This is a genomic window from Halarcobacter sp. (assembly GCF_963676935.1).
Lineage (GTDB): Bacteria > Campylobacterota > Campylobacteria > Campylobacterales > Arcobacteraceae > Halarcobacter.
Map to the genome: position 1 here is coordinate 2863427 of NZ_OY781470.1, position 22467 is coordinate 2885893.

Genomic DNA, 22467 nt, shown 5'->3' on the forward strand with positions numbered 1-22467 from the left:
AGAATATTTTTTTTATCTCTTATCCTTTGTTTCAAAAAATTTCACTATAATACTAAAAAACGATAAAATATATAATTAAAGGTTATAATTGCTAGTTCATATTTGTTGCGCCGTAGATTCACACTACTTTTTAATGAGAATTCAAGAAGAGTATCCAAACGAAGAGATAATTGGTTTCTTTTATGATCCTAATATCCATCCATATAATGAATATAGGCTTAGATATTATGATGTTGAATATTCATGTAAAAAGTTAGGTATAGAACTTATAGAAGGTCCATATAACCTCGAAGAGTGGTTAAAAAAAGTAAAGGGCTTGGAAAATGAACCTGAAAAAGGTGACAGATGTACAGTTTGCTTTGATGATAGACTTGAAACAACTGTAAAAAAAGCAAAAGAGCTAGGACATGATAAATTTACAACTACACTTTTAATCTCTCCTAAAAAATCTCAAGATAAACTTGAAAAAATAGGAAATGAGTTAGAAGAAAAGTATGATTGTAAATTTATTTTTAAAGATTATAGAAGCGGAAGTGGTACCCAAAAACAAGGAGAACTTGTAAAAGAAAACTCTTTGTATAGGCAAAACTATTGTGGTTGTCTATTTGGACTAACTGCACAAAGAGAGCAGCAGAAAAAAATCATGGATGAGATGTTTTCACCTATTTCTAATCAAATTTTACCTGAATCAATTGAAAGTAGATTAGAGATATACAAAAAAAGAGATGAATTAGAAGAGAAAGGTATCCCTTTTAAAATCATTAAACAAAGATTTCTAAATTATAGATTATTAAAAGGCTTAACTAAAATTGACAAAAAAATAGTCCCATCATATTTCCTTTGCTATTCAACTTTAAATAATAAGAAGATGAATGGAAGAATTGTATACGAAAAAGATGAGATTCATTATCTAGGTAGAGATGAAGTAAAAATTTTAAGTCTTGATATTTTTAATGAGATAGGAAATAGTTCTTATAAATGTACTAAAGATTTAATGTTTAATCCACCAACATTTGAATCTGAACTTAATATCAGAGACAAAGTTACAAAAAATCCTTATGGTTTATCAACTATTGTTATTATTGATGAAGTGATTGATGGTAAATATGAGATTGAACTAGATTCTACAATATATGAAGATGTAAAAGAGGTTATTGTATGAGGCTTTTAGTCTGTGCAATGGAAACCTCTTCAAACATTCATTTAAAAGAGTTAAAAAAATATCTAAATGATGATATTGAACTTGTAGGAGTATATGATAAAGAGTTAGGTAATCCAATGTATGACCTAACAAAACTTGCAATAATGGGGTTCATTGATGCAATAAAAAAGTTAAAATTTTTCTTTCAACTAAGAGATGAACTTGTACTTGCAGCAAAAGATTGTGACAAAGTTTTACTTATGGATAGTTCTGGATTTAACCTTCCACTAGCAAGAAAAATAAAAGAGACTTACCCAAATAAAGAGATTATTTATTATATCTTACCTCAAGCCTGGGCATGGAAGAAAAAAAGAGTATTTAAACTACAAAAATATTGTGATAAACTTTGTTCTATTTTACCTTTTGAGAAAGAGATTTATACAAACAAAGAAAAAGTTACCTATGTAGGGCACCCTTTATTAGATGAGATTACAGAATATAAAACTACTCTTGAAAAAACCGATAAAATAGTTTACATGCCAGGAAGTAGAAAGACTGAAATTATAAATCATATGCCAGTTTTTAGAGAAATAAGCCAACAAATAAAAGATAAAAAACATATACTAATTATCCCTTCAAAATTTGATAAAAAATATATTGAAAGAATTTACGGAGACATCTCAAATTTTGAGATTTCAAATAATGCTCCTAAAAGTTTAAAAGAAGCAGAGTTTGGATTTATTTGTTCAGGAACAGCAACCTTAGAAGCTTCAATTGTTGGTACACCTTTTGTCTTAAGTTATATTGCTAAAAAAATCGACTACTTTATAGGAAGAAAGTTTGTAAAACTTCCCCATATAGGATTAGCAAATATATTTTTTGAAAAAATGGGTAAAAACCCTATTCATAAAGAGTTTTTGCAAGAAGAGGTAACAGTAGAAAATCTTTTAAAAGAGTATAACTCTATGGATAGAGAAAAATACTTAAAAAACTCTGCTATACTAAGAGAATATCTGAAACATGGTAGTTCTCAAAATGTAGCTGAAATAATCCAAAACTAATTTATTTTTGGATAAAATATATGATTTTTAAAATATATATAAATATAAACACATAGGATACAAGAATGTTAGATATAATGGAAATTCAAGAAATTTTACCCCATAGATACCCTATTCTTTTAGTAGATAGAATTACTGAAATGGAAAAAGGTAAAAGTATCATTGGGTATAAAAATATCTCGATAAGTGAACCTGCCTTTATGGGGCACTTTCCAGGGCACCCAATATATCCAGGAGTATTAATCTTAGAAGGGATGGCTCAAGCAGGTGGAGTTCTTGCATTAAAGAGTAATGATTTATCAAACGAAGAATTAGCAAACAAAGTTATCTATTTTATGAGTATTGATAAAGCTAAATTTAGAACACCTGTTAAACCAGGAGATAAACTTGAGTATAAAATTGAAGTAAAAAAATTAAGAGGAACCTTAATAGTACTTGATGGTAAAGCTTATGTAGATGATTCACTTGTAGCAGAAGCAGAACTTAAAGCTATGATTGTTGATAAATAGTATAGGTAAGCAATGAATAATATTCACAAAACAGCAATAATAGAAGATGGTGCCCAACTTGGTGATAATATAACAATTGGAGCCTATACAATAATAGGTAAAGATGTAAAAATAGGTAATGGTACAACAGTTGGTTCACATACACTAATTGAAGGTAAAACAACTATCGGAGAAGATAATCAAATCTTTTCTCATGCTTCAATTGGAACAATTCCTCAAGATTTAAAATTCAATGGGGAAGATGTTGAACTAATTATTGGAAACAATAACAAAATTAGAGAATATACACTGTTTAACCCAGGAACCCAAGGTGGAGGTGGTATCACTAAAATTGGTGACAATAACCTTTTCATGGGATATACGCATGTTGCCCATGATGTAATTGTAAAAAACAATTGTATTTTTGCAAATGTAGCAACACTTGCAGGACATGTAGAGATTGATGATAACGTAGTAATTGGTGGATTAACACCTGTTCATCAATTTTGTAAAATTGGTTCAAATGTGATGATTGCAGGTGGTTCAGTTGTAACTCAAGACATCCCACCATTTTGCCTTGCAGAGGGGAATAGAGCAGTTTTAAGAGGTCTTAACTTAACTGGATTAAGAAGAAGATTTCAAAGTAGAGAAGATATTGATGAAGTTAAAAGAGCTTATAAAGCTATCTTTGAATCAGGAAATGCAATAGCTGATGTAGCAAAAGAGCTTATTGAAACAAACAATAATATCTATGTACAAGAGCTTGCTAATTTTGTAATTTCAACAAAACGTGGAATACCTTTTAATAGAAAATAGGAGAATATATTTTTATGAGTCAACTAGAATGTGATTTTTGTGGAGCACCCGATTCAGCTGAGAATCCAATCATATCAGGAGATAATGCTTGTATTTGTAAAGCTTGTGTAAATGCTGCACATGAAATAATGACAGGAGTTAAAGAACCTTCTGATCAAGAAGGTCAAGAAGAAAACGAAAGTGTTACTTCTTCTTTTGAACTTAAAAGTCCAGCACAATTAAAAGAGATTTTAGATGATTATATCATTGGTCAAAATAGAGCAAAAAAAGTTCTATCTGTTGCAGTTTATAATCACTATAAAAGAATCTTTAGAAAAAGTGAAATTGAAGATGATACAGAGATAAATAAGTCAAATGTACTTTTAATTGGACCAACAGGTTCAGGTAAAACACTTCTTGCTCAAACAATTGCAAAATATCTTGATGTACCTTTAGCAATAGCTGATGCAACTTCGCTTACAGAAGCTGGATATGTAGGGGATGATGTTGAAAATGTAATTACAAGACTTCTTCAAGCTGCAAACGGAGATGTAAAAAAAGCTGAAAAAGGGATAATTTTCATCGATGAAGTTGATAAAGTAGCTAGAATGAGTGAAAACAGATCTATTACTAGAGATGTTTCAGGGGAAGGTGTTCAACAAGCCCTTCTTAAAATAGTTGAAGGTTCTGTTGTAAATGTCCCACCTAAAGGGGGGAGAAAACATCCAGGTCAAGATGCTATTCAAGTTGATACTACAAATATTTTATTTGTTTGTGGTGGAGCTTTTGACGGTCTTGAAGAGATTGTTAAAAAGAAAAAAGGTGGAAATGTTTTAGGTTTCAACCAAGAGAAAAAAAGTAAAAATGATGAAGCGATTATCTCAGATGTAGAAGCTCACGATTTAGTAAAATATGGTCTTATTCCAGAATTAATTGGTAGACTTCATATGATTGCTACACTAAATGAGATTACTGAAGATGATATGGTTCATATTCTTACTGAACCTAAAAATGCCTTAATCAAACAATACATCAAACTATTTAAAATGGATGATGTTGAACTTGAATTTGAAGAAGACTCATTAAAAGAGATTGCAAAACTTGCAATTGAAAGAAAAACGGGAGCTAGAGGTTTAAGATCAATTTTAGAAGATATTATGTTAGATATTATGTACGATTTACCTAAGTTCAAAGATAAAAAAGTGATTATTACAAAAGAAGTTGTAACCAAAGAGAAAGAGCCAAAAATAGCTTAAAGAAGGGATATAAATGTTATTAGACAAGTTAATTGGAATGTTTTCAAATGATATGGCAATAGACCTTGGAACAGCAAATACTGTTGTTTCTATTAGAGGTAAGGGTATTATTATAAATGAGCCATCTGTTGTAGCAGTACAAAATGATAGATATGGAAAAGATAAAATATTAGCAGTTGGTCAAGAAGCTAAGCAAATGATTGGTAAAACACCATTGAATATCACTGCTGTTAGACCAATGAAAGATGGTGTTATTGCTGACTTTGAGATGACAGAAAGAATGATTAGATATTTTATTGAAAAAGCCCACGCTAGAAAATCATTTATCAGACCAAGAATAATTATCTGTATCCCTTATGGAATTACACAAGTTGAAAGAAAAGCTGTTAAAGAATCAGCTTTAAGTGCTGGGGCTAGAGAAGTATTTCTAGTAGAAGAACCTATGGCAGCAGCAATTGGTGCAGGAATTCCTGTATCAGATCCTTCAGGATATGTTGTTGTTGATATTGGTGGTGGAACTACTGAGATTGGTGTAACATCACTTGGTGGACTTGTTTTGTGTAAATCAATCAAAGTAGCTGGAGATAGATTTGATAAAGCTATTATGGAATATGTAAGACAAAACTATAACCTATATATTGGTGAAAGAACAGCTGAAAACATCAAGATTGAAATTGGTTCAGCTATTAAACAAGACCAAGAATTAAAAATCAAAGTAAAAGGTAGAGATAACTCTGGACTTCTTTCAACAATTGAATTAGGAAGTGAAGGTGTTAGAACTGCGATAAAAGAACCTTTAAGAGAGATTGTATCTGCTGTAAGATCTGTACTTGAAGAGATGCCACCTGATTTAGCAAGTGATATTGTTGATAATGGTGTTATTTTAACAGGTGGTGGAGCTTTAATTAGAGGATTAGATAAATATCTTGCAGATATTATCAAACTTCCTGTAAGTGTAGCAGATGAACCACTACTAGCGGTTGCTTATGGAACAAGTAATGTATTAGATCAGGACGCGTTATTAAAATTAATCTCTAATGAATAAACTAATATTTTTTATTCTTTTTTTAGCAATCTCTCTTGGATACCTTTTTGAGGTTGATGAGATGATTGCTAGAAATTTTAACCCCTTCGAATCAATTAAACGTTCATACATAAATACTGTAGTATCTATACAAGAGACTACAGAAAAATATTTTAAACAAGTCTCTACAATAGAGGAACTTCAAAAAGAAAATAAAGAATTAAGACCCTACAAAGTTCTTTATGAATCTGCCCACAATGAGCTAGACTCTGTACTCAAAACAATTAATAATCCCAAAGGAACTACTGACCAAATAAAATTTGTAAATGTACTGTCATATATCGATTTTGATAACTTTACAAAAGTATGGCTTGATATGGAGAAAAAAGATAATTCTATTTTAGGTCTTATCTCAGATGGATATGCAGCTGGTATAGTTGTTAACCTACAAGGTAGAGCAAAAGCTTTATTAAATGGTAACGAAAAATGCAATTATGCAATCTTTATTGGAGAGAATAAAGCTCCAGGAATCATCCATGGTTCACAAAACAAGCATGAACTTATAGCAAAGTTTGTTCCTATATGGTTTGATATAAAAGAGGGAGATGAAGTGATAACTTCAGGTATGGATAATATCTTTTTTGAAGGCTTAAAAGTTGGACGTGTTGTATCAATAAAAAAGATGCAAGATATACAAGAAGCAACTATTGTGCCCTATGCAAATGTATTAAAACAAAAATCATTTTTAGTATATAAAAAAGAGAAAATTAAAGAAAATGAACCAACTAAATAAAATATTAGAAAAACAAAAAATATTACTACTTGATGGAGCATTAGGAACAAGATTACAAGAAAAAGGTTTTGATATAAATGACTCTTTATGGTCAGCTAAATTTCTAAATGAAAACCCAAAAGCGCTACAAGATATCCATACAGAATACTTAAATGCCGGTGCAGATTGTATTATAACCTCTACATATCAAGCAAGTATAGAAGGGTTTGTAAAAAAGGGTTTCGATGAAAAAACTTCTAGAAATTTACTAATCTTATCAATAAACTTGGCAAAAGAAGCAAGAGATAAGTTTTGGAAAGAAAACAGGTCACAAAATAGAATAAAACCTTTAGTAGCAGCTTCAATTGGCCCTTATGGAGCATATCTTGCAGATGGTTCAGAGTATAGTGGAAACTATAAAATCTCAGATGAAGAGTTAAAAGAGTTTCATAAAAATAGATTGGAAATAGTTGCAAAAACAAATCCTGATATTTTTGCTGTAGAAACAATACCCTCTTTTAAAGAGGCAAAAATCATATGTGAACTTTTAAAACCTTATAAAGATATCTCTTCTTGGATTAGTTTTAGTGCAAAAGATTCAAGTTTTACAAATGCAGGAGATGATATTGAAACTTGTGCTAAATATCTAGATTCACAAGAGCATATTAGCGCTATTGGTATAAACTGTACCTCTCCACAATATATTTCATCATTAATTAATAAAATAAAAAAATCATCAAACAAAAATGTAGTTGTTTATCCAAATGGAGGAGCGAAATATAACCCTCTAACAAAACAATGGGAAAACTCACCAACAGATGAAAAAGAGTTTGCAAAGATGGCAAATCTATGGAAAAATGAAGGTGTAAATATTATTGGAGGATGTTGTCAAACAGGACCAAAAGAGATTAAAGAATTAAAAAAAACACTCTATTCTAATATCTAGCCATAATCCCATCAACTTTATCCCAAGTTAAGTCTTTTTCACTATTTTTATTTTGAAACATATTATAGATATATCTAGCAAACATATCTGTTTCTAAATTTACTTTTGAACCAACTTTATAAGTTTCAAAAAGTGTATTTTTTATAGTATGGGGAATAATTGTCAATCTAAAAGAGTCTTCTAAAACTTCATTTACAGTTAAAGATACTCCATCAATAGTGATACTTCCTTTTGGAATAATATATTTTGAATACTCTTTTGGTAAAGAGATAATAAAATCAGTTGAATTTCCATTGTTTTTTATAGTTTTTATTGTACCTAAACAATCCACATGACCTTGAACTATATGACCTTCAAATCTATCCCCCATCATCATAGCTGGTTCTATATGTACTTTTCCCCTGTAGTTTTCCATTGCTAATATACTTTGAGTCTCAGGAGATAATTCTACAGTAAAAGTATCACTAGAAAATCTAACAACAGTAAGGCAAGCACCATTTACAGCGATAGAATCTCCAATTTTTGGTCTATATTTTGCTTTTAGTGTTAAAAAACTATTTTTTAGACTAACAACCTCAGCCATCTCACGTATCAAACCAGTAAACAAAAAAATCCTTCTTTTAGTATCTATTAATCTATAATATAAAGTATTAACTAATATCAATGTGATATAATACCGAAAAATTATTAAGATTGAAATTTTTTAGATAAGTGGAAGAAAACATTTATCTAAGAGATTTCCTATAAAAATACTAAAAAGCCAAATTAAGAAAAAGGCTTTTTCGAAGGAAAAACATGAAATATGATGTAATCGTAGTTGGAGGGGGTCATGCAGGAATTGAAGCCTCTTTAGTAGCTGCAAGAATGGGTAAAAAAACCTTACTTATAACTATGCTTGTTGAGCAAATAGGTGCTGCAAGTTGTAACCCTGCAATTGGTGGTCTTGCAAAAGGTCACTTAGTTAGAGAACTTGATGCCATTGGTGGAGAGATGGGACTTTGTACAGACTATGCTGGTATCCAATTTAGAATTCTAAATGCCTCAAAAGGTGCGGCTGTTCAAGGAAGTAGAGCTCAAATCGATATGGATGAGTATAGACACTACATGAGAAAAGTTTGTCACAATACTCCTAATCTTGAAGTTTATCAAGATGAAGTAAGTTCATTACTAATGGAAGATAATAAAGTTTATGGTGTAAAAACAAAACTTGGTGAAGAGTTTGAAGCCAAAAAAGTTATCCTTACAACAGGTACTTTTATGAGAGGACTTATCCATATAGGTGAAAATAAATATGATGCGGGTAGAGCTTGGGAGTTACCATCATCTACATTATCTATTCAATTAAAAGAGTTAGGACTAAATGTAGGAAGACTAAAAACAGGAACACCTGCAAGAATCGATTCTAACTCTATTAATTTTGATGTGATGGATGCACATGGTGGAGATGAAAAACCAACACCATTTTCATTTAGAACAGATAAATCAAACTTCAATCCAAAACAATATCCATGTTATATAACATATACAAATGTAGGAACACACGACACAATTACAGGAAACTTCCATAGAGCTCCACTATTTACAGGACAAATTCAAGGAAGTGGTCCAAGATATTGTCCAAGTATAGAAGATAAAGTAAATAGATTTTCAGAAAGGGAAAGACACCAGCTATTCCTAGAGCCTCAAACAAAAATGTGTACAGAATACTATATAAATGGATTATCAACATCTTTACCTATTGATGTTCAAAAAGAGATGATTCACTCTATCAATGGTTTAGAAAATGCAAAAATCATCAGATATGGTTATGCTATTGAGTATGATTATGTTGACCCTACAGAGTTAAAACATACCCTTGAAACAAAAAAGATTGAGAACCTATACCATGCAGGTCAAATCAATGCAACAACAGGATATGAAGAAGCAGCCTCTCAAGGTTTGATTGCAGGAATAAATGCAGCTTTAGCGATAGATGAAAAAGAACCTTTTATCCTAAGACGAGATGAAGCTTATATTGGGGTTTTAATTGATGATTTAGTTACAAAAGGGACAAATGAACCATATAGAATGTTTACAAGCCGTGCAGAATATAGACTTCTTCTAAGGGAAGAGAGTGCTGATTTAAGACTAAGTAAATATGGACATGAACTTGGACTAATCTCTGATGAACAAATGGATATAGTTGAGCATAAAAGAAAAACTCTAAGTGATGCAGTTGAATTTATGGCAAATGAATGGTTCACTTCAAAAAAAGAGAACCTAGAACTACTTGAAAGTCTAGGTGAAGACAAAATCAAAGATAGATCACTACTTATTGATATAGTAGGAAGAAATACAGTAGATGCATCAAAATTTGATAAACTTGTTCCAAGCCTTGCTAATACAGATGAATACCTAAAAGAACAAATCATAATAGAAGCAAAATATTATAGATATGTTGCAAAACAAAAAAAACAAATAGAAAAAATGAAAAAAATGCTTCAAATGACAATCCCTGAGAACTTTAATTATAAAGTAATTCCAGGTTTATCAAATGAAGTTGTAGAAAAACTAGAAAAATTTAGACCACCTACACTATTTAATGCAAGTGAAATATCAGGAGTAACACCAGCTGCTATTGATATTATTCATATGTATTTAAATGTGAAAAATAAAACATCAAAATAGATACCTCTTTTAACTAGAGATTATTCCTAACTAAAAGGATTTAATCTTCTAGTTAAACAAAAATAGCCACTTTTTAAAAATATAATATTCTCTTCAATTTTATTCAGTAAAATATACTTCATATAATAATCATAAAATAGAACAATAATAAGGATTTCTATGTCAAATGGCGAATTGTTAAACTCTACACTTTATCTATTTGTAGTTGCCACTATTTTAGTTACTTTATCTAAACGTTTAGGATTAGGTAGTATTTTGGGACTTCTTATTGCAGGTGTGATTGTAGGTCCTTATTCTCCTGGTCCAATTTTGACAAAAGAGGTTGAAGCTGTTCGTCATATCACTGAGTTTGGGGTTGTACTTTTACTTTTTGTAATTGGTCTTGAGATGCAACCTAAAAAACTTTGGAGTATGAGAAAAGAGGTTTTTGGATTAGGAAGTGGACAAATTCTTATTTCTGGATTTTTTATATTTTTATATTCGATCTATTATTCTAATTCTTGGCAAGTTGCTTTATTAGTAGGTTTAACTTTTGCCCTATCTTCAACAGCATTTGTTATGCAAATATTACAAGAAAAAGGTGAACTTTATACCCCAAAAGGGAAAAGTAGTTTTTCAATTTTACTTATGCAGGATTTAGCAGTCGTACCTCTACTTGCATTAGTTCCTATTTTGGCAGAAAAAGGTAATCTTACAGATGGTCATCCAGTTTGGCAACAAGTTCTTATAGCTATAGGATTAATCTTACTTGTTCTAGCTTTCGGGAAATATATTGTTCCTAAAATGCTAGATTATTTAGCAAGACACCAAAATAAAGATGCCTTCTTTTTCTCAGTTATTTTATCTGTAGTATTTGCTGCTTGGGCTATGGAACATGCAGGTTTATCTATGGCTTTAGGTGCTTTTATTATGGGTATGATTTTATCAAGTTCACAATATCATTATCAAATCCAAGCAAATATTGAACCCTACAAAGGGCTTCTTATGACGCTATTTTTTGTTGCAGTTGGTATGTCTGTAGATTTAGAAGCGATGATGAATGACCCTCTTATATTAGTTCAACACTTAGTTGTAATTATGAGTATAAAGATAGTTGCACTTTTTCTTCTTATGCTTTATATGGGATATAAACGCTCTACAGCAATATCAGTATCCTTTCTTTTAGCTCAAAGTGGAGAGTTTGGTTTTGTATTGTTTGGTGCAGCCAAAGCTTTAGGAGTTATTAGTGACCAAATGTTTGTAGCAGCAGTTACAATAATCTCATTTAGTATGCTTCTAACACCATTAGTTGTTAGATTAAGTGAAAAAATTGCAGAAAAATTTGACAATACCCCAATTGAAATAAAATCAGCATATGTACCTGAAGAGCAATGGAAAGGTGTGATAATTGCTGGTTATGGTAGAGTTGGAAGATTAGTTGCGACTATGCTTCATCATGCAAATGTACCTTTTGTAGCTTTCGATGCAGATATTCATAGAGTTGAATTAGGTCAAAAAGAGGGTCGTGCAGTCTATTTTGGTGAGTTAAGCGATTTAGACTTTTTGTCTCAAATTGGTTTAGACAGAGCAAGCTTAGTGATTGTTACAGTTGATAATCATCACACCTCATCAAAAATAGTTTCTCATATAAGAAATAGATTTCCAGCACTTAGAATCTTATCTCGTACAAAAAATATGAAAACAAGGGATGCTCTACTTAAACATGGCGCTTCATGGGCTATGCCTGAGTCTTCAGAAGGAAGCTTAAGATTAGGAGCAGAGACTCTTTTAAGCTTAGGAAGAACAAGAGAAGAGGTAATTGAACTTTTAACATTTTTTAGGAAAGATGATTATGAAACAATAAGAAGATTACACGATGGAATAGAGAGTGATGACTAGTAAAATTCAAAAAAGTTTAAACTTTAATCTAGATTATTATAAAATTCGCGAAATTGATGTAATCAAAATTTAAGATTAGGAATAGTTATGAAAGTTTATCTTTATGCTAAAAGTGGCCATGCCATTGGATTAGATGCAACACGAAGATGTTCAGCGGTTGCAAAGCTTTTACAAGAAAAAAACTGCGATCCTATCTTATGCACTTGTGATTTTAGAGCAGGTGCTTATGCTAAAGAGGAATTAGGTATAAAAAAATATGTATCTGTTGATGTGCTATCAAACTTACCAAATATTATGGAAAGAGGCGATATTTTAATCTATGATACAGATGAAGCTAGTGAATTTATGGAAACAAATATGAAAGAGTTTTGTACACTTTTATACAAAATCTCTGATGATATACCTTCTATAATTATCGATAAAGAGTTTTATAAAAAACAAAAGAAACATTCAATAGAAAAAATGTTCTTTTTTGGAGATGATGACTACAACAATAATCTTCTTAATATATGCAAAGAATCAAAACAAACAAATATACCTCTACTTTGGGGGCACTATTTCTTTTTAGGAAATGAAAAAGAATTAACTCCTTATTTTAGTGAAATTTTAGAAGAAGAGGAGTATGTTCATTCTATACAAAATGTTAAGTACCTTTTATCTGGTTCACTTAATGCTTGTATTGAGGCTATAGAGTGTGGAGGAAAACCTGTATTATTAAGAAGAGATGACAAAGAGTATGACGAGAGTTTAATAAAAGAGTTACACTTACCATCAATTAAAGGAAGTAATTTAAATGAGATTATTGAAAAATTTGATTCTATCATAAAAAACTATCCTAAAATTAATTATACACACGACTACGATATTGACTCTATCATAAATAGTATTTCTGTAAGAATAGAAACTTATAGAAAACTTACATTTTGATATATAAGCTTAACTTATAATCTAAACTTATAATAATTTATGTTAATTATAAGTTAGCTTTATATATAATTAAAGAAAAAGTTTAGGATGAAAAAAATGGAAGCACAAACAGCGACTTTAAAAAAGACTCCATACCGAATAAAAAGGTATTACGCTTATATAGTTGCAACTATGGTTGCTTTAATTGTACCATTTATTACAATTAACGGAAATCATATATTTTTATTATCATTTGATAAAAAGCAACTTCACTTAATGGGTGTTGCATTTGATATGCAAGAATTATATTTAATGCCATTTCTACTTATGTTATTATTTTTAGGAATTTTTGCAGTTACTGCAATTGGAGGAAGAGCATGGTGTGGATGGTCATGTCCACAGACAATCTTTAGGGTTGTATATAGAGATTTAATTGAAAGCAAACTTTTAGGTCTTAGAAGAATTAAAAACAAACAAAAAGAACCTAATTGGAAAAAAGCAGAAAATGCTTCAAAAAGAGTTATTGCGATTCTAATTTGGTCTTTACTAGCTATCATAGCAGCAGCAGACTTTATGTGGTACTTTGTTCCACCCGAAGATTTCTTTGCATATATTCAAAATCCAGCAGAACACTGGTTTTTAATAGGTTTTGTTTTAATTATTGCTGCATTTTTAGTATATGATGTAGTATGGATGAAAGAAAACTTTTGTGTATATATTTGTCCTTATTCAAGAGTTCAATCAGTTCTTTATGATGATGATACCTACCAAGCAATTTACTCTACAAAAAGAGGTGGTAATATCTATAATGATTCAAAAGAAAAAATCATTTTTAAACAAAAAGACTTACCAAATGCAGAGGATGAATGTACAGCATGTGAATCATGTGTAACAGTATGTCCAACTCATATTGACATTAGAAAAGGTTTACAACTTGAATGTATTAACTGTTTAGAGTGTGTTGATGCATGTACAACAGTTATGGGTAAATTAGGAAAAGAATCTTTAGTTCAATGGACAAGTACAAGAGATATAGAGAAAAATGAACCTACTAAAATATTTAGAAAATCTACAATTATGTACTCAGTTGCACTTATTGTTATTATTGGTCTTTTATTTGTAATGGGTGGAGAAAAAGAACATATGTTGTTAAATGTAAATAAAACAACACAACTATATAAAGTAAAAGAGGGGAATGTTGTAACAAATAACTTCTTATTCCTTTTCCAAAACACTGATTCTAAAACTCATACTTATGATTTAGAAGTAGTAGATAATCCAGATATTAAAATTACAAGATTTAGACCATTTAAATTAAGCCCTAAAAAAATGGCTAAAAAAGTAGTTATTTTACAAACAGATAAAATACTTGTAAATGACGCTACAAAAGATACACCAATTACTGTTACAATCAGAGCTTTCGCAGTTGATGAACCTGAAAAAGTAACTGTATTTAGAAAAGCGGTATTTATATACCCAAGAGCTGACAAGCTAAAAAAATAAACTGAAAGGAGTTTGAATACTCCTTTCTGCTTAACTCAAAATTTACCTCTATTAAGTTATAATCGCGAAATAATTTTACAATTTTTAATCAATTTTTACGGAGTTTTATACAATGACTAAATTCATATTTGTTACAGGTGGGGTTTTAAGCTCACTAGGAAAAGGTATTACCTCAGCTTCTATAGCAACTATTTTGAAACAATCAGGTTTTCAAGTTTCAATGCTAAAGATCGATCCATACCTAAATGTTGATCCAGGGACAATGAGCCCACTAGAGCATGGAGAGGTTTTTGTTACAGCTGATGGTGCAGAAACAGACTTGGATTTAGGAAACTACGAAAGATTTATAGATAAAACTCTTACAGCAAAAAACTCTTTTACTACAGGTCAAGTTTACCAAAGTGTAATTAGAAGAGAAAGAAAAGGTGGATATCTAGGTAAAACTATCCAAGTTATTCCACATGTTGTAGATGAGATTAAAGATAGAATCTACGCAGCAGCAGATGACAACGACTTTCTAATCATAGAACTTGGTGGAACAGTAGGAGATATTGAAGGTCTTCCATTTATGGAAGCTATTAGAGCTATGAAACATGAATTACCAAAAACAAGTACAATGAATATTCATGTAAGTTTAATTCCCTATATCAAAGCAGCAGGGGAACTAAAAACAAAACCTACTCAACACTCGGTTCAAGAGTTAAGAAGAATCGGTATTACTCCCCATATGCTAGTTTGTAGAACTGAAAAACCTCTTCCAAAAAATCTTAAAGATAAACTTGCACTTTCATGTGATATTGATAGAAATGCAGTTATTGAAGCGGGTGATGCACAATCTATTTATCAAGTTCCTCTTCATTTTATTAAAGAGGGTATTTTAAATCCTTTATCTGATCACTTCAATGTAAAACTTAAACCAAACATGGAGAAATGGGATACTTTAGTAAAAAATATTCTTGTTCCACAAGATGAAGTTACTATTGCATTTGTAGGAAAATATTTAGATTTAAAAGAATCTTATAAATCATTAATTGAAGCACTTATTCACGCTGGAGCTCACTTAAATACTAAAGTTAATATTCACTGGTGTGATTCTCAAAGAATAGAAGATAGCGGAGCATATGATATTATCGGAAATGCTGATGGTATTTTAGTTGCAGGTGGTTTTGGACACAGAGGTGTTTTAGGAAAACTTGAAGCTATTAAATATGCAAGAGAAAATAAAATTCCATATCTTGGTATCTGTCTTGGGATGCAACTTGCAATTATAGAATATGCAAGAAATGTATTAGAGATTGAAGATGCTAACTCAGTTGAGTTTGACACAGAAACTCCAAATCCATTTATATATTTAATTGATGAATTTATTGACCAAAGTGGGAATAAACAAGTAAGAACAAAAAAATCTCCTATGGGAGGTACAATGAGACTTGGTGAATATCCATTTGAACCATTAAAAGGAAGTAATCTTCAAAAAGCATATGGAAAAGAAAATGTATATTATGAGAGACATAGACATAGATATGAAGCAAACCCTGCATATAAAGAACAATTAGAAAAAGCAGGTATGATAATAACTGGTCAATCAAATGGACTAATTGAAGCTGTTGAAATTAAAGATCATCCATGGTTTGTAGGAGTTCAATTCCACCCTGAATTTACTTCACATTTAGAAACACCAAATCCAATTATTTTAGAGTTTGTAAAACAAGCGAACGCTACTAAGTAATGTCAAAAATTACGAAAAAAGAACTTTTCGATCTTTTAAAAGCAAGGCATGAGAATAATCAATATACTCGCCTTGCCCAAATGCCTAAACCTGATACTTTTAAAGATATAGACAAAGCTACAAAAAGAATAAAGAAAGCTTTAGATTCAAATGAACAGATTACTATTGTTGGAGATTATGATGTTGATGGAGTAGTTTCAACAACAATTATAGTAGACTTCTTCAAAAGAATAGGGATAGATGTAAATCATATTATTCCAAATAGATTTAAACATGGATATGGATTATCTCCTAAGATTGTGGATATGATTGATTCAGGATTAGTAATAACTGTAGATAACGGTATTTCTGCGGTGAATGCTGCAAAAAAATTAAAAGAGAAAAAGATTGATTTGATTATTACCGATCATCATACAGTAGGAGAAGAACTCCCTGATGCTTTAGCAATAATAAATCCTAAACAAAAAGATTGTACTTTTCCATTTAAAGATATTTGTGGGGCACAAGTTGCTTGGTATCTATGTGCAGCAATAAAAAAAGAGATTAATGCAGATGTAAATTTACAAGAGTTTTTTGATCTTTTATGTGTTGCTATTATAGCTGATATAATGCCTATGACTAATCTAAACTATACTATGGTTAAACATGGTCTAAAATTAATAAAACAATCTCAAAGACCAGCATTTATAAAAATAAATGAAATGATGCAAAAAAATCTATATGTTTCAGATGACATTGGATTTACAATTGCACCTAAAATCAATAGCGCAGGAAGGATGGATGATGCATCTGTAGCATTATCTTTTCTACTTTCTGATAACATATATGATGCAAATAACTCATTACAACTTTTAGAAGAATTAAATTGTTATAGAAAAGTTCTTCAAGAAAGAATCTCTCAAAAAGCAAACAATGCTACAAACCAAGAAGACAATGCAGTAATAGTTTGGGGAGAAGATTGGCATGAAGGTGTTATTGGGATTGTAGCATCTAAACTATCCAATTCATATAAAAAGCCTGCCTTTATTTTTTCAATCAAAGAGGGAATTGCAAAAGGAAGTGCTAGAGCAAATGCAAATATAAATCTTCACTCTATTATCTCAGAAACTTCTGATTTATTGATTGGTTTTGGTGGACACAAAAATGCTGCTGGTTTATCAATGAAAGCATCAAATCTAGAAGAGTTTAAAGAAAGAATTAATACTTTACTAAATATAGAACCAGAAGAGTTACATATAGAGCATGATGTTTTAGGAGAACTTGATGTCTCATGTGTAGACATAGAGTTTTTAAATATTATTGAAAAGTTTGAACCATATGGTTTAAACAATCATCGACCAATTTTTAGAATATCTAATTCTAAAGTTATGAAATCCCAACTTTTTGGGAAAGACAAAAATCACTTAAAACTTACATTAAGTAACAATGGCTTTGTATTTGAAGCTTTACAATTTCATACAGAAAATAAAATACTAGATGAGTATATAGATTTAGTAGTATCAATAAATAAAAATGAATTTAGAGGGGAAATAAGCCCTCAATTTTTAATCCAAGATATTCTATAAAACCATAGGAGAGATAATAAGAGGTTGAGATGCACTTCTCTCTAAATCTAAAATCTCTTCATCAATCAAAGTTTCACTATATGCAGAACTTAATATATTTCCATTATTTATATCAATAAGCTTAATAAAAACAATAAGACTTTGTGTAGTGATACTATAAGTTCCTACAAAAGCATAGTTATTATCAATCTCTTTATCTTTTATATCTTTTTGGTCTCTTGTAAGTAGATTAAATCCATGTTTACCATACTGGAAATCTTTTCCAAGCTCAATCTCTTTTACAATAATTCCTCTTTTCGATAAAGAGTTTTTCATTTGCTCAGATAAAAGAAACCCTAACTTTGAACGGTTTCTTAATCTATTAATATTTACAAAATCTGGTACTAAAACCACCTCTTCCATAGAGACATATTGTGAGACTTTTGTTTCTTGTTTTTGTATAAGATTCTCAACTAATGAATTAAAGTTATTTGCACCAGTTAAGTTTTTATGATAGATAGGAGATTTACTTCCTATTGTTTTAGCTATATTTCCACATCCAGTAAAAAAAGAGATTAAAAGTATTGAAAGAAAACTATATTTCAATACTTTTATAAAAGAATTATTCATATATACTATTTTTCTTCAATAATTTTAATAGTTCTTGCTGGTTTACAATCTTTAAAAAGAATACAATCATTTCTTCTATTGTGTTGGAAAGTTGCTCTAGCACTTGAGATTATTTTACCTGTAATATTATCCATAACTCTTGCATTAAGCATAACTTTTCCATACTGTCTAGAATAAGTACCAACTACTACGTAAGTATTAGGTATTTTATCTTTTAATTTATGAGGATTTCTAGTAATGAAATATTCACCTCTTTCATTTATAGATACAGCCATCTGACCTCTGTATTCTATGATATTAAAGCCTCTGTTAGACATCTCATTTATTAAACTTTCACTTACAACTCTTCCAAACTCTGTAGTTTTCTTAAAATTATCAAGTCTTACAAAAGATGTGATTAGAACTGGTTTACTTGTACTCATCTTTTGATTTTGCATCATTTGTGTAGCTAATGAGTTTATTGTTCCTTCAAGTGTATATTGTGTAGTAACATTTTGTTGCATATCATTTGCAACTTCTATATGTTGTTTTGTAAGCTGAACTTTTTGATTTTCTTTGTCAACTGAATTATCTGAATAACTTTGTTGAAATGGTGATTTTACTGAACACCCTAAAAATAATGAAACGGTTGCAGCTACAAGGCAAGATTTAGCGAAAGTTTTATACATAAATTCCCCTTATGTTAGTTCCTAAGATTTTATTTAAAAATAGCTTATAAATTCTTGAAAACCCATTCTATAAAGACCACAAATACACCTATTTTCATCTTTATATGATAAAATACGAAAATATAAAATAAGGAGTTGTATTATGTCAAAAATTTTATTACCAATTTCAAATGGCTTTGAAGAGATTGAAGCTTTAACTATAGCTGATGTTTGTAGACGGGCAGAGATAGAAGTTACTATAGCCTCAATAGAGGATATAGAAGTTTTAGGTGCGCATAAAATCTCTATTAATGCGGATACGCTTTTAAAAGATATAAATCCAGATGATTTTGATATGATTGTTTTACCAGGTGGGTTACCAAATGCCTTTAATCTTGCAGATGATGAACTACTAAAGAAAATTTTAAAAAAATTTAAAAATGATAATAAATATATTGGTGCAATTTGCGCTGCACCTTATGCATTACACAAAGCAGATGTATTAAACAAAGAGTACACTTGTTACCCAAGCTTTGAGCAAAAAATCGACTCTTCAAATTATATTGAAGATAAAATTATTGTAAAAGATGAAAAAGTTATAACTTCAAAAGGTCCTGCTACAGCCATGCCTTTTGCACTAGAACTTGTAAAAATGCTTAAAGGTGAAGAAGTTTCAACCCAAGTAAAAAATGCTCTTTTAGCTTAATTTTTTAAAAATTTCTTCATTTTTTTGCCAAAAATCTAAGAAACTATGAGAGATAGACATATCTCTCATAAACTCATATGCTTTCTTCTTTTTAAAAAAATACTCTTTATCTTTTTTTGATAATTCAGTTAAAGCTTCAATAATCTCTTTATTTGAATTTATATCAACAATATATCCAAACTCTTTTTTCACAAAAGTTTTAGGACCACCTTTAGTGGTAACTATAACAGGCAAAGATGATGCCATAGCCTCCATAACCACTTGCCCTAAAGTATCAGTTGTTGATGGGAATATAAAACAATCACTTGAAGCATAAATCTTAGAAAGTTCTATTCCTCTTTTTCTTCCAAGATATGTAATAGAGTCATTCTCAACTCTATTTTTCAACTCTTTATCCCCTACTAATATAAGTTGTGAGTTTTCAAGTTTTGCCTCTTGCCATAAATTTAAAAGTTTATGTACATTTTTCTCAACTGAAACTCTACCAACATATAAAACTTTAAATTTTTTGTTATCTACTTTGTATTTATCCCAAATAGAATCATCTTTATACTCTTTATCAAAGCTTTCTATATTTATACCCGCTTTTAAAAGATATAAATCTTCATCTTTAAAACCTAATTGCTCTTTTAAAGTTTTAAAATACTCATCTGATCTAGAAAATAAAACTTTATATGAACCATAAAAAAATTTTAGAAATTTAATTGTACCCCAACGCACAAATCTATTTTTAGTATTTTTATACATATATGCAGGAAAATCCGTATGATAAATACCAACAACTGGTATTTTTAATAGTTTCGCACTTATTAATGCACATAATCCTACAGTTCCAGGGGTAGAGATATGTAATAAATCAGGATTAAGTTTTTTGATTTCAGCTTTTATTTTAAAAAAATTTGGCAAAACCAAATCTAAAGACTGATAATAAGGCATCTTCATTCTAAATATAGGTTTAATATTTTTTATATTTGCAAAACTCTCTTCCGCTTCTTTTTTTGTAGAGGTAATTACAGTAAACTCCTTATTGTATGTTACTGCTTCTTTTGCAAAATCTTGTATAAACCTTGAAACACCATTAACATCAAAAACTGTGTCACTAACTAAGCATATATTTAAATTTTTCATTTGAAAATTCTATTACACCAAGATTACAGTAGTATTACATGTCATTAATTTGTAACCATCATGTAATAGAATTTTCGAATGAAGTACAAGAGTATATTTATATCAGATATCCATTTGGGAACAAAGTTTTCAAACACAAAACAATTATTAGATTTTTTAAAAAACAATGAATGTGAAAACCTATTCTTGGTAGGAGACATAATAGATGGATGGGCTATTAAAAGAAAATTTATATGGCCACAGTCACATTCTGATGTTATTCAAAAAATATTAAAAAGAGCAAGAAAAGGTTGTAATGTTACTTTTATAACTGGTAACCATGATGAATTTTTAAGACCTTTTGTCCCTTTGATATTAGGTAATTCTCTTGAAATAAAAAATGAACTTATTTATACCTCTTTAGAAGGTAAAAAGTACCTAGTGACCCATGGAGATTTTTTTGATTCTATTACCATGACAAAAAAATGGTTGGCAATACTTGGTGATTATGGATATGAACTACTTTTAAATGTGAATCAAACTTTAAATACTATGAGAGCAAAACTTGGAATTAAATCAAAATGGTCTTTGTCTAAATATGTAAAAGATAATGTAAAATCTTCAGTTTCATTTATAACTGATTTTGAAGCAACCCTAGCTAATCATGCAAAATATAAAGGATATGATGGCATAATATGTGGACATATTCATAAAGCAGAAACAAAAATGATAGACTCAGTTGAATACTTCAACTGCGGTGATTGGGTAGAATCTTGTACAGCTATTGTTGAAACATATGAAGGTGAATTTAAAATTATTAATTGGTTACATAAATGAGTAAAAAAAAGTTTGCAGTAGCCTTAGGTGGTGGAGCAGCAAGAGGTGCATTTCATCTAGGTGCACTTGATTTTATGGAAGAGAATAATATACAAATTGATGCCTATGCAGGAAGTTCAATAGGAGCAATAATTGCAGCATCACACGCAAGTGGAATAAAGGCAAAAGAACAACTAAAAATATTCTCATCTAGTGAATTAAAAACCGCTTTAAAATTCAACTATTTTAAAAATGGTCTTATTCGTATAGAAAGGAACCACCAAATATTAGATAAGATTTTGCCTATTCATAAATTAGAAGATATTCCCAAAAAAGTATATATCACAGCATATGATATAAAAAAAAGAGAACTTCACTACTTTGAAAAAGGGGATACACATACTTTATGTATGGCTTCAAGTGCACTAATTCCACTTTTTAAACCAATTTCGTATAAAAATATGTATCTTATAGATGGAGGTCTTTTTGATTCAGTACCTATAAAACCTTTTGATAAAAATGTATTTGATACTCTATCAATTGATCTTTTTCCTAAAAGTAATAATTTAGAGAAAAAAAGAAAAAACCCTTTAAAAGTACTGAAAAAAAAACTTTTTACTCAATTATATGAAAACCATCTTTTTACTATAGAAAATACAAGTCAATACCTTGCATCATTAGAGATTAGAGATTATTCAATGTTTACATTTAAAGAGTTAGATGAGTGTTTCAAATTAGGATATAAAGAAGCAAAAAAACATTTTTTATCATCTAACTAAACCTATTCTTAAATATATAAATTATCCCTTTTATTTTTCATCTACTTTTATATGCTATTGGATATAATCACA

21 protein-coding genes are annotated in these 22467 nt (G+C 30.0%); 17 read left to right on the plus strand and 4 right to left on the minus strand.

All coding sequences use genetic code 11. The features are described 5' to 3' along the window. Nucleotides 1-88: 88 nt before the first annotated feature. The 8 genes from ACKU4C_RS13910 (at nt 89) to mmuM (ending at nt 7483) form a co-directional block, all read left to right on the plus strand. Complete coding sequence (locus ACKU4C_RS13910) at nt 89-1162, plus strand: epoxyqueuosine reductase QueH (RefSeq protein ID WP_321312992.1); 1074 nt, start codon at nt 89-91, stop codon at nt 1160-1162. After that, a complete protein-coding gene (lpxB, locus tag ACKU4C_RS13915; protein ID WP_321312994.1) occupies nt 1159-2202 on the plus strand; it encodes a lipid-A-disaccharide synthase in 1044 nt (347 codons plus the stop codon). The genes ACKU4C_RS13910 and lpxB overlap by 4 nt, the downstream gene beginning before the upstream one ends. A 65-nt stretch (nt 2203-2267) precedes the next feature. Continuing rightward, on the plus strand, nt 2268-2711 hold the full coding sequence (gene fabZ, locus ACKU4C_RS13920; RefSeq protein ID WP_321312996.1) for a 3-hydroxyacyl-ACP dehydratase FabZ: 444 nt from the start codon (nt 2268-2270) through the stop codon (nt 2709-2711). A gap of 12 nt (nt 2712-2723) precedes the next feature. Beyond that, a complete protein-coding gene (gene lpxA / locus ACKU4C_RS13925; protein WP_321312998.1) occupies nt 2724-3506 on the plus strand; it encodes an acyl-ACP--UDP-N-acetylglucosamine O-acyltransferase in 783 nt (260 codons plus the stop codon). 14 nt (nt 3507-3520) lie between these two features. Continuing rightward, nucleotides 3521-4741, plus strand: a complete 1221-nt coding sequence (clpX, locus tag ACKU4C_RS13930) for an ATP-dependent Clp protease ATP-binding subunit ClpX (RefSeq protein WP_321313000.1) — start codon at nt 3521-3523, stop codon at nt 4739-4741. A gap of 13 nt (nt 4742-4754) precedes the next feature. Beyond that, a complete protein-coding gene (locus ACKU4C_RS13935) occupies nt 4755-5786 on the plus strand; it encodes a rod shape-determining protein (protein ID WP_320035409.1) in 1032 nt (343 codons plus the stop codon). After that, nucleotides 5779-6558 carry a rod shape-determining protein MreC gene (gene mreC / locus ACKU4C_RS13940; protein WP_321313003.1) on the plus strand — a complete coding sequence of 260 codons (780 nt, stop codon included), beginning with the start codon at nt 5779-5781 and terminating at the stop codon, nt 6556-6558. Before ACKU4C_RS13935 ends, mreC begins: the two co-directional genes overlap by 8 nt. After that, the gene (gene mmuM / locus ACKU4C_RS13945; protein ID WP_321313005.1) at nt 6542-7483 is read left to right on the plus strand and encodes a homocysteine S-methyltransferase; all 942 of its coding nucleotides are present in this window, start codon (nt 6542-6544) and stop codon (nt 7481-7483) included. The genes mreC and mmuM overlap by 17 nt, the downstream gene beginning before the upstream one ends. Here the strand turns inward: mmuM and ACKU4C_RS13950 are convergent. Next, the gene (locus ACKU4C_RS13950) at nt 7473-8090 is read right to left on the minus strand and encodes a riboflavin synthase (RefSeq protein ID WP_321313007.1); all 618 of its coding nucleotides are present in this window, start codon (nt 8088-8090) and stop codon (nt 7473-7475) included. The genes mmuM and ACKU4C_RS13950 overlap by 11 nt on opposite strands. A gap of 188 nt (nt 8091-8278) precedes the next feature. Between ACKU4C_RS13950 and mnmG the strand changes: the two genes are divergently transcribed. The 6 genes from mnmG (at nt 8279) to recJ (ending at nt 17731) form a co-directional block, all read left to right on the plus strand. After that, complete coding sequence (gene mnmG, locus ACKU4C_RS13955; RefSeq protein ID WP_321313008.1) at nt 8279-10150, plus strand: tRNA uridine-5-carboxymethylaminomethyl(34) synthesis enzyme MnmG; 1872 nt, start codon at nt 8279-8281, stop codon at nt 10148-10150. Between the two features lie 159 nt (nt 10151-10309). Beyond that, nucleotides 10310-12028: a cation:proton antiporter gene (locus ACKU4C_RS13960; protein WP_321313010.1), complete on the plus strand. Its 1719-nt coding sequence runs from the start codon at nt 10310-10312 to the stop codon at nt 12026-12028. A gap of 87 nt (nt 12029-12115) precedes the next feature. After that, nucleotides 12116-12955 carry a hypothetical protein gene (locus ACKU4C_RS13965; protein WP_321313012.1) on the plus strand — a complete coding sequence of 280 codons (840 nt, stop codon included), beginning with the start codon at nt 12116-12118 and terminating at the stop codon, nt 12953-12955. Nucleotides 12956-13051: 96 nt separating this feature from the next. Beyond that, entirely contained in the window at nt 13052-14437 is a 1386-nt protein-coding gene (gene ccoG / locus ACKU4C_RS13970) for a cytochrome c oxidase accessory protein CcoG (protein WP_321313013.1), read from the plus strand. 112 nt (nt 14438-14549) lie between these two features. After that, entirely contained in the window at nt 14550-16166 is a 1617-nt protein-coding gene (locus tag ACKU4C_RS13975; protein ID WP_321313016.1) for a CTP synthase, read from the plus strand. Then, nucleotides 16166-17731, plus strand: a complete 1566-nt coding sequence (gene recJ / locus ACKU4C_RS13980; RefSeq protein WP_321313018.1) for a single-stranded-DNA-specific exonuclease RecJ — start codon at nt 16166-16168, stop codon at nt 17729-17731. The genes ACKU4C_RS13975 and recJ overlap by 1 nt, the downstream gene beginning before the upstream one ends. Here recJ and ACKU4C_RS13985 read toward each other — a convergent pair. Together ACKU4C_RS13985 and ACKU4C_RS13990 are read right to left on the minus strand one after the other, a co-directional pair. Then, nucleotides 17726-18340: a FlgO family outer membrane protein gene (locus tag ACKU4C_RS13985; RefSeq protein ID WP_321313020.1), complete on the minus strand. Its 615-nt coding sequence runs from the start codon at nt 18338-18340 to the stop codon at nt 17726-17728. The two genes, recJ and ACKU4C_RS13985, sit on opposite strands and share 6 nt — an antisense overlap. Nucleotides 18341-18345: 5 nt before the next feature. Next, entirely contained in the window at nt 18346-19008 is a 663-nt protein-coding gene (locus ACKU4C_RS13990) for a FlgO family outer membrane protein (RefSeq protein WP_321313022.1), read from the minus strand. A gap of 142 nt (nt 19009-19150) precedes the next feature. Here ACKU4C_RS13990 and ACKU4C_RS13995 point away from each other — a divergent pair, with 142 nt between their 5' ends. Next, nucleotides 19151-19693 (plus strand): DJ-1 family glyoxalase III, encoded by a 543-nt coding sequence (locus ACKU4C_RS13995; RefSeq protein WP_321313024.1) that lies wholly within the window; start codon nt 19151-19153, stop codon nt 19691-19693. On the opposite strand, the gene ACKU4C_RS14000 is transcribed toward ACKU4C_RS13995, so the two are convergent. Continuing rightward, the gene (locus ACKU4C_RS14000) at nt 19685-20821 is read right to left on the minus strand and encodes a glycosyltransferase (protein WP_321313026.1); all 1137 of its coding nucleotides are present in this window, start codon (nt 20819-20821) and stop codon (nt 19685-19687) included. The two genes, ACKU4C_RS13995 and ACKU4C_RS14000, sit on opposite strands and share 9 nt — an antisense overlap. Nucleotides 20822-20899: 78 nt before the next feature. Here ACKU4C_RS14000 and ACKU4C_RS14005 point away from each other — a divergent pair, with 78 nt between their 5' ends. Then, a complete protein-coding gene (locus tag ACKU4C_RS14005) occupies nt 20900-21637 on the plus strand; it encodes a UDP-2,3-diacylglucosamine diphosphatase (protein WP_321313028.1) in 738 nt (245 codons plus the stop codon). Further along, the gene (locus tag ACKU4C_RS14010) at nt 21634-22395 is read left to right on the plus strand and encodes a patatin-like phospholipase family protein (protein ID WP_321313030.1); all 762 of its coding nucleotides are present in this window, start codon (nt 21634-21636) and stop codon (nt 22393-22395) included. Before ACKU4C_RS14005 ends, ACKU4C_RS14010 begins: the two co-directional genes overlap by 4 nt. Nucleotides 22396-22467: the final 72 nt, after the last annotated feature.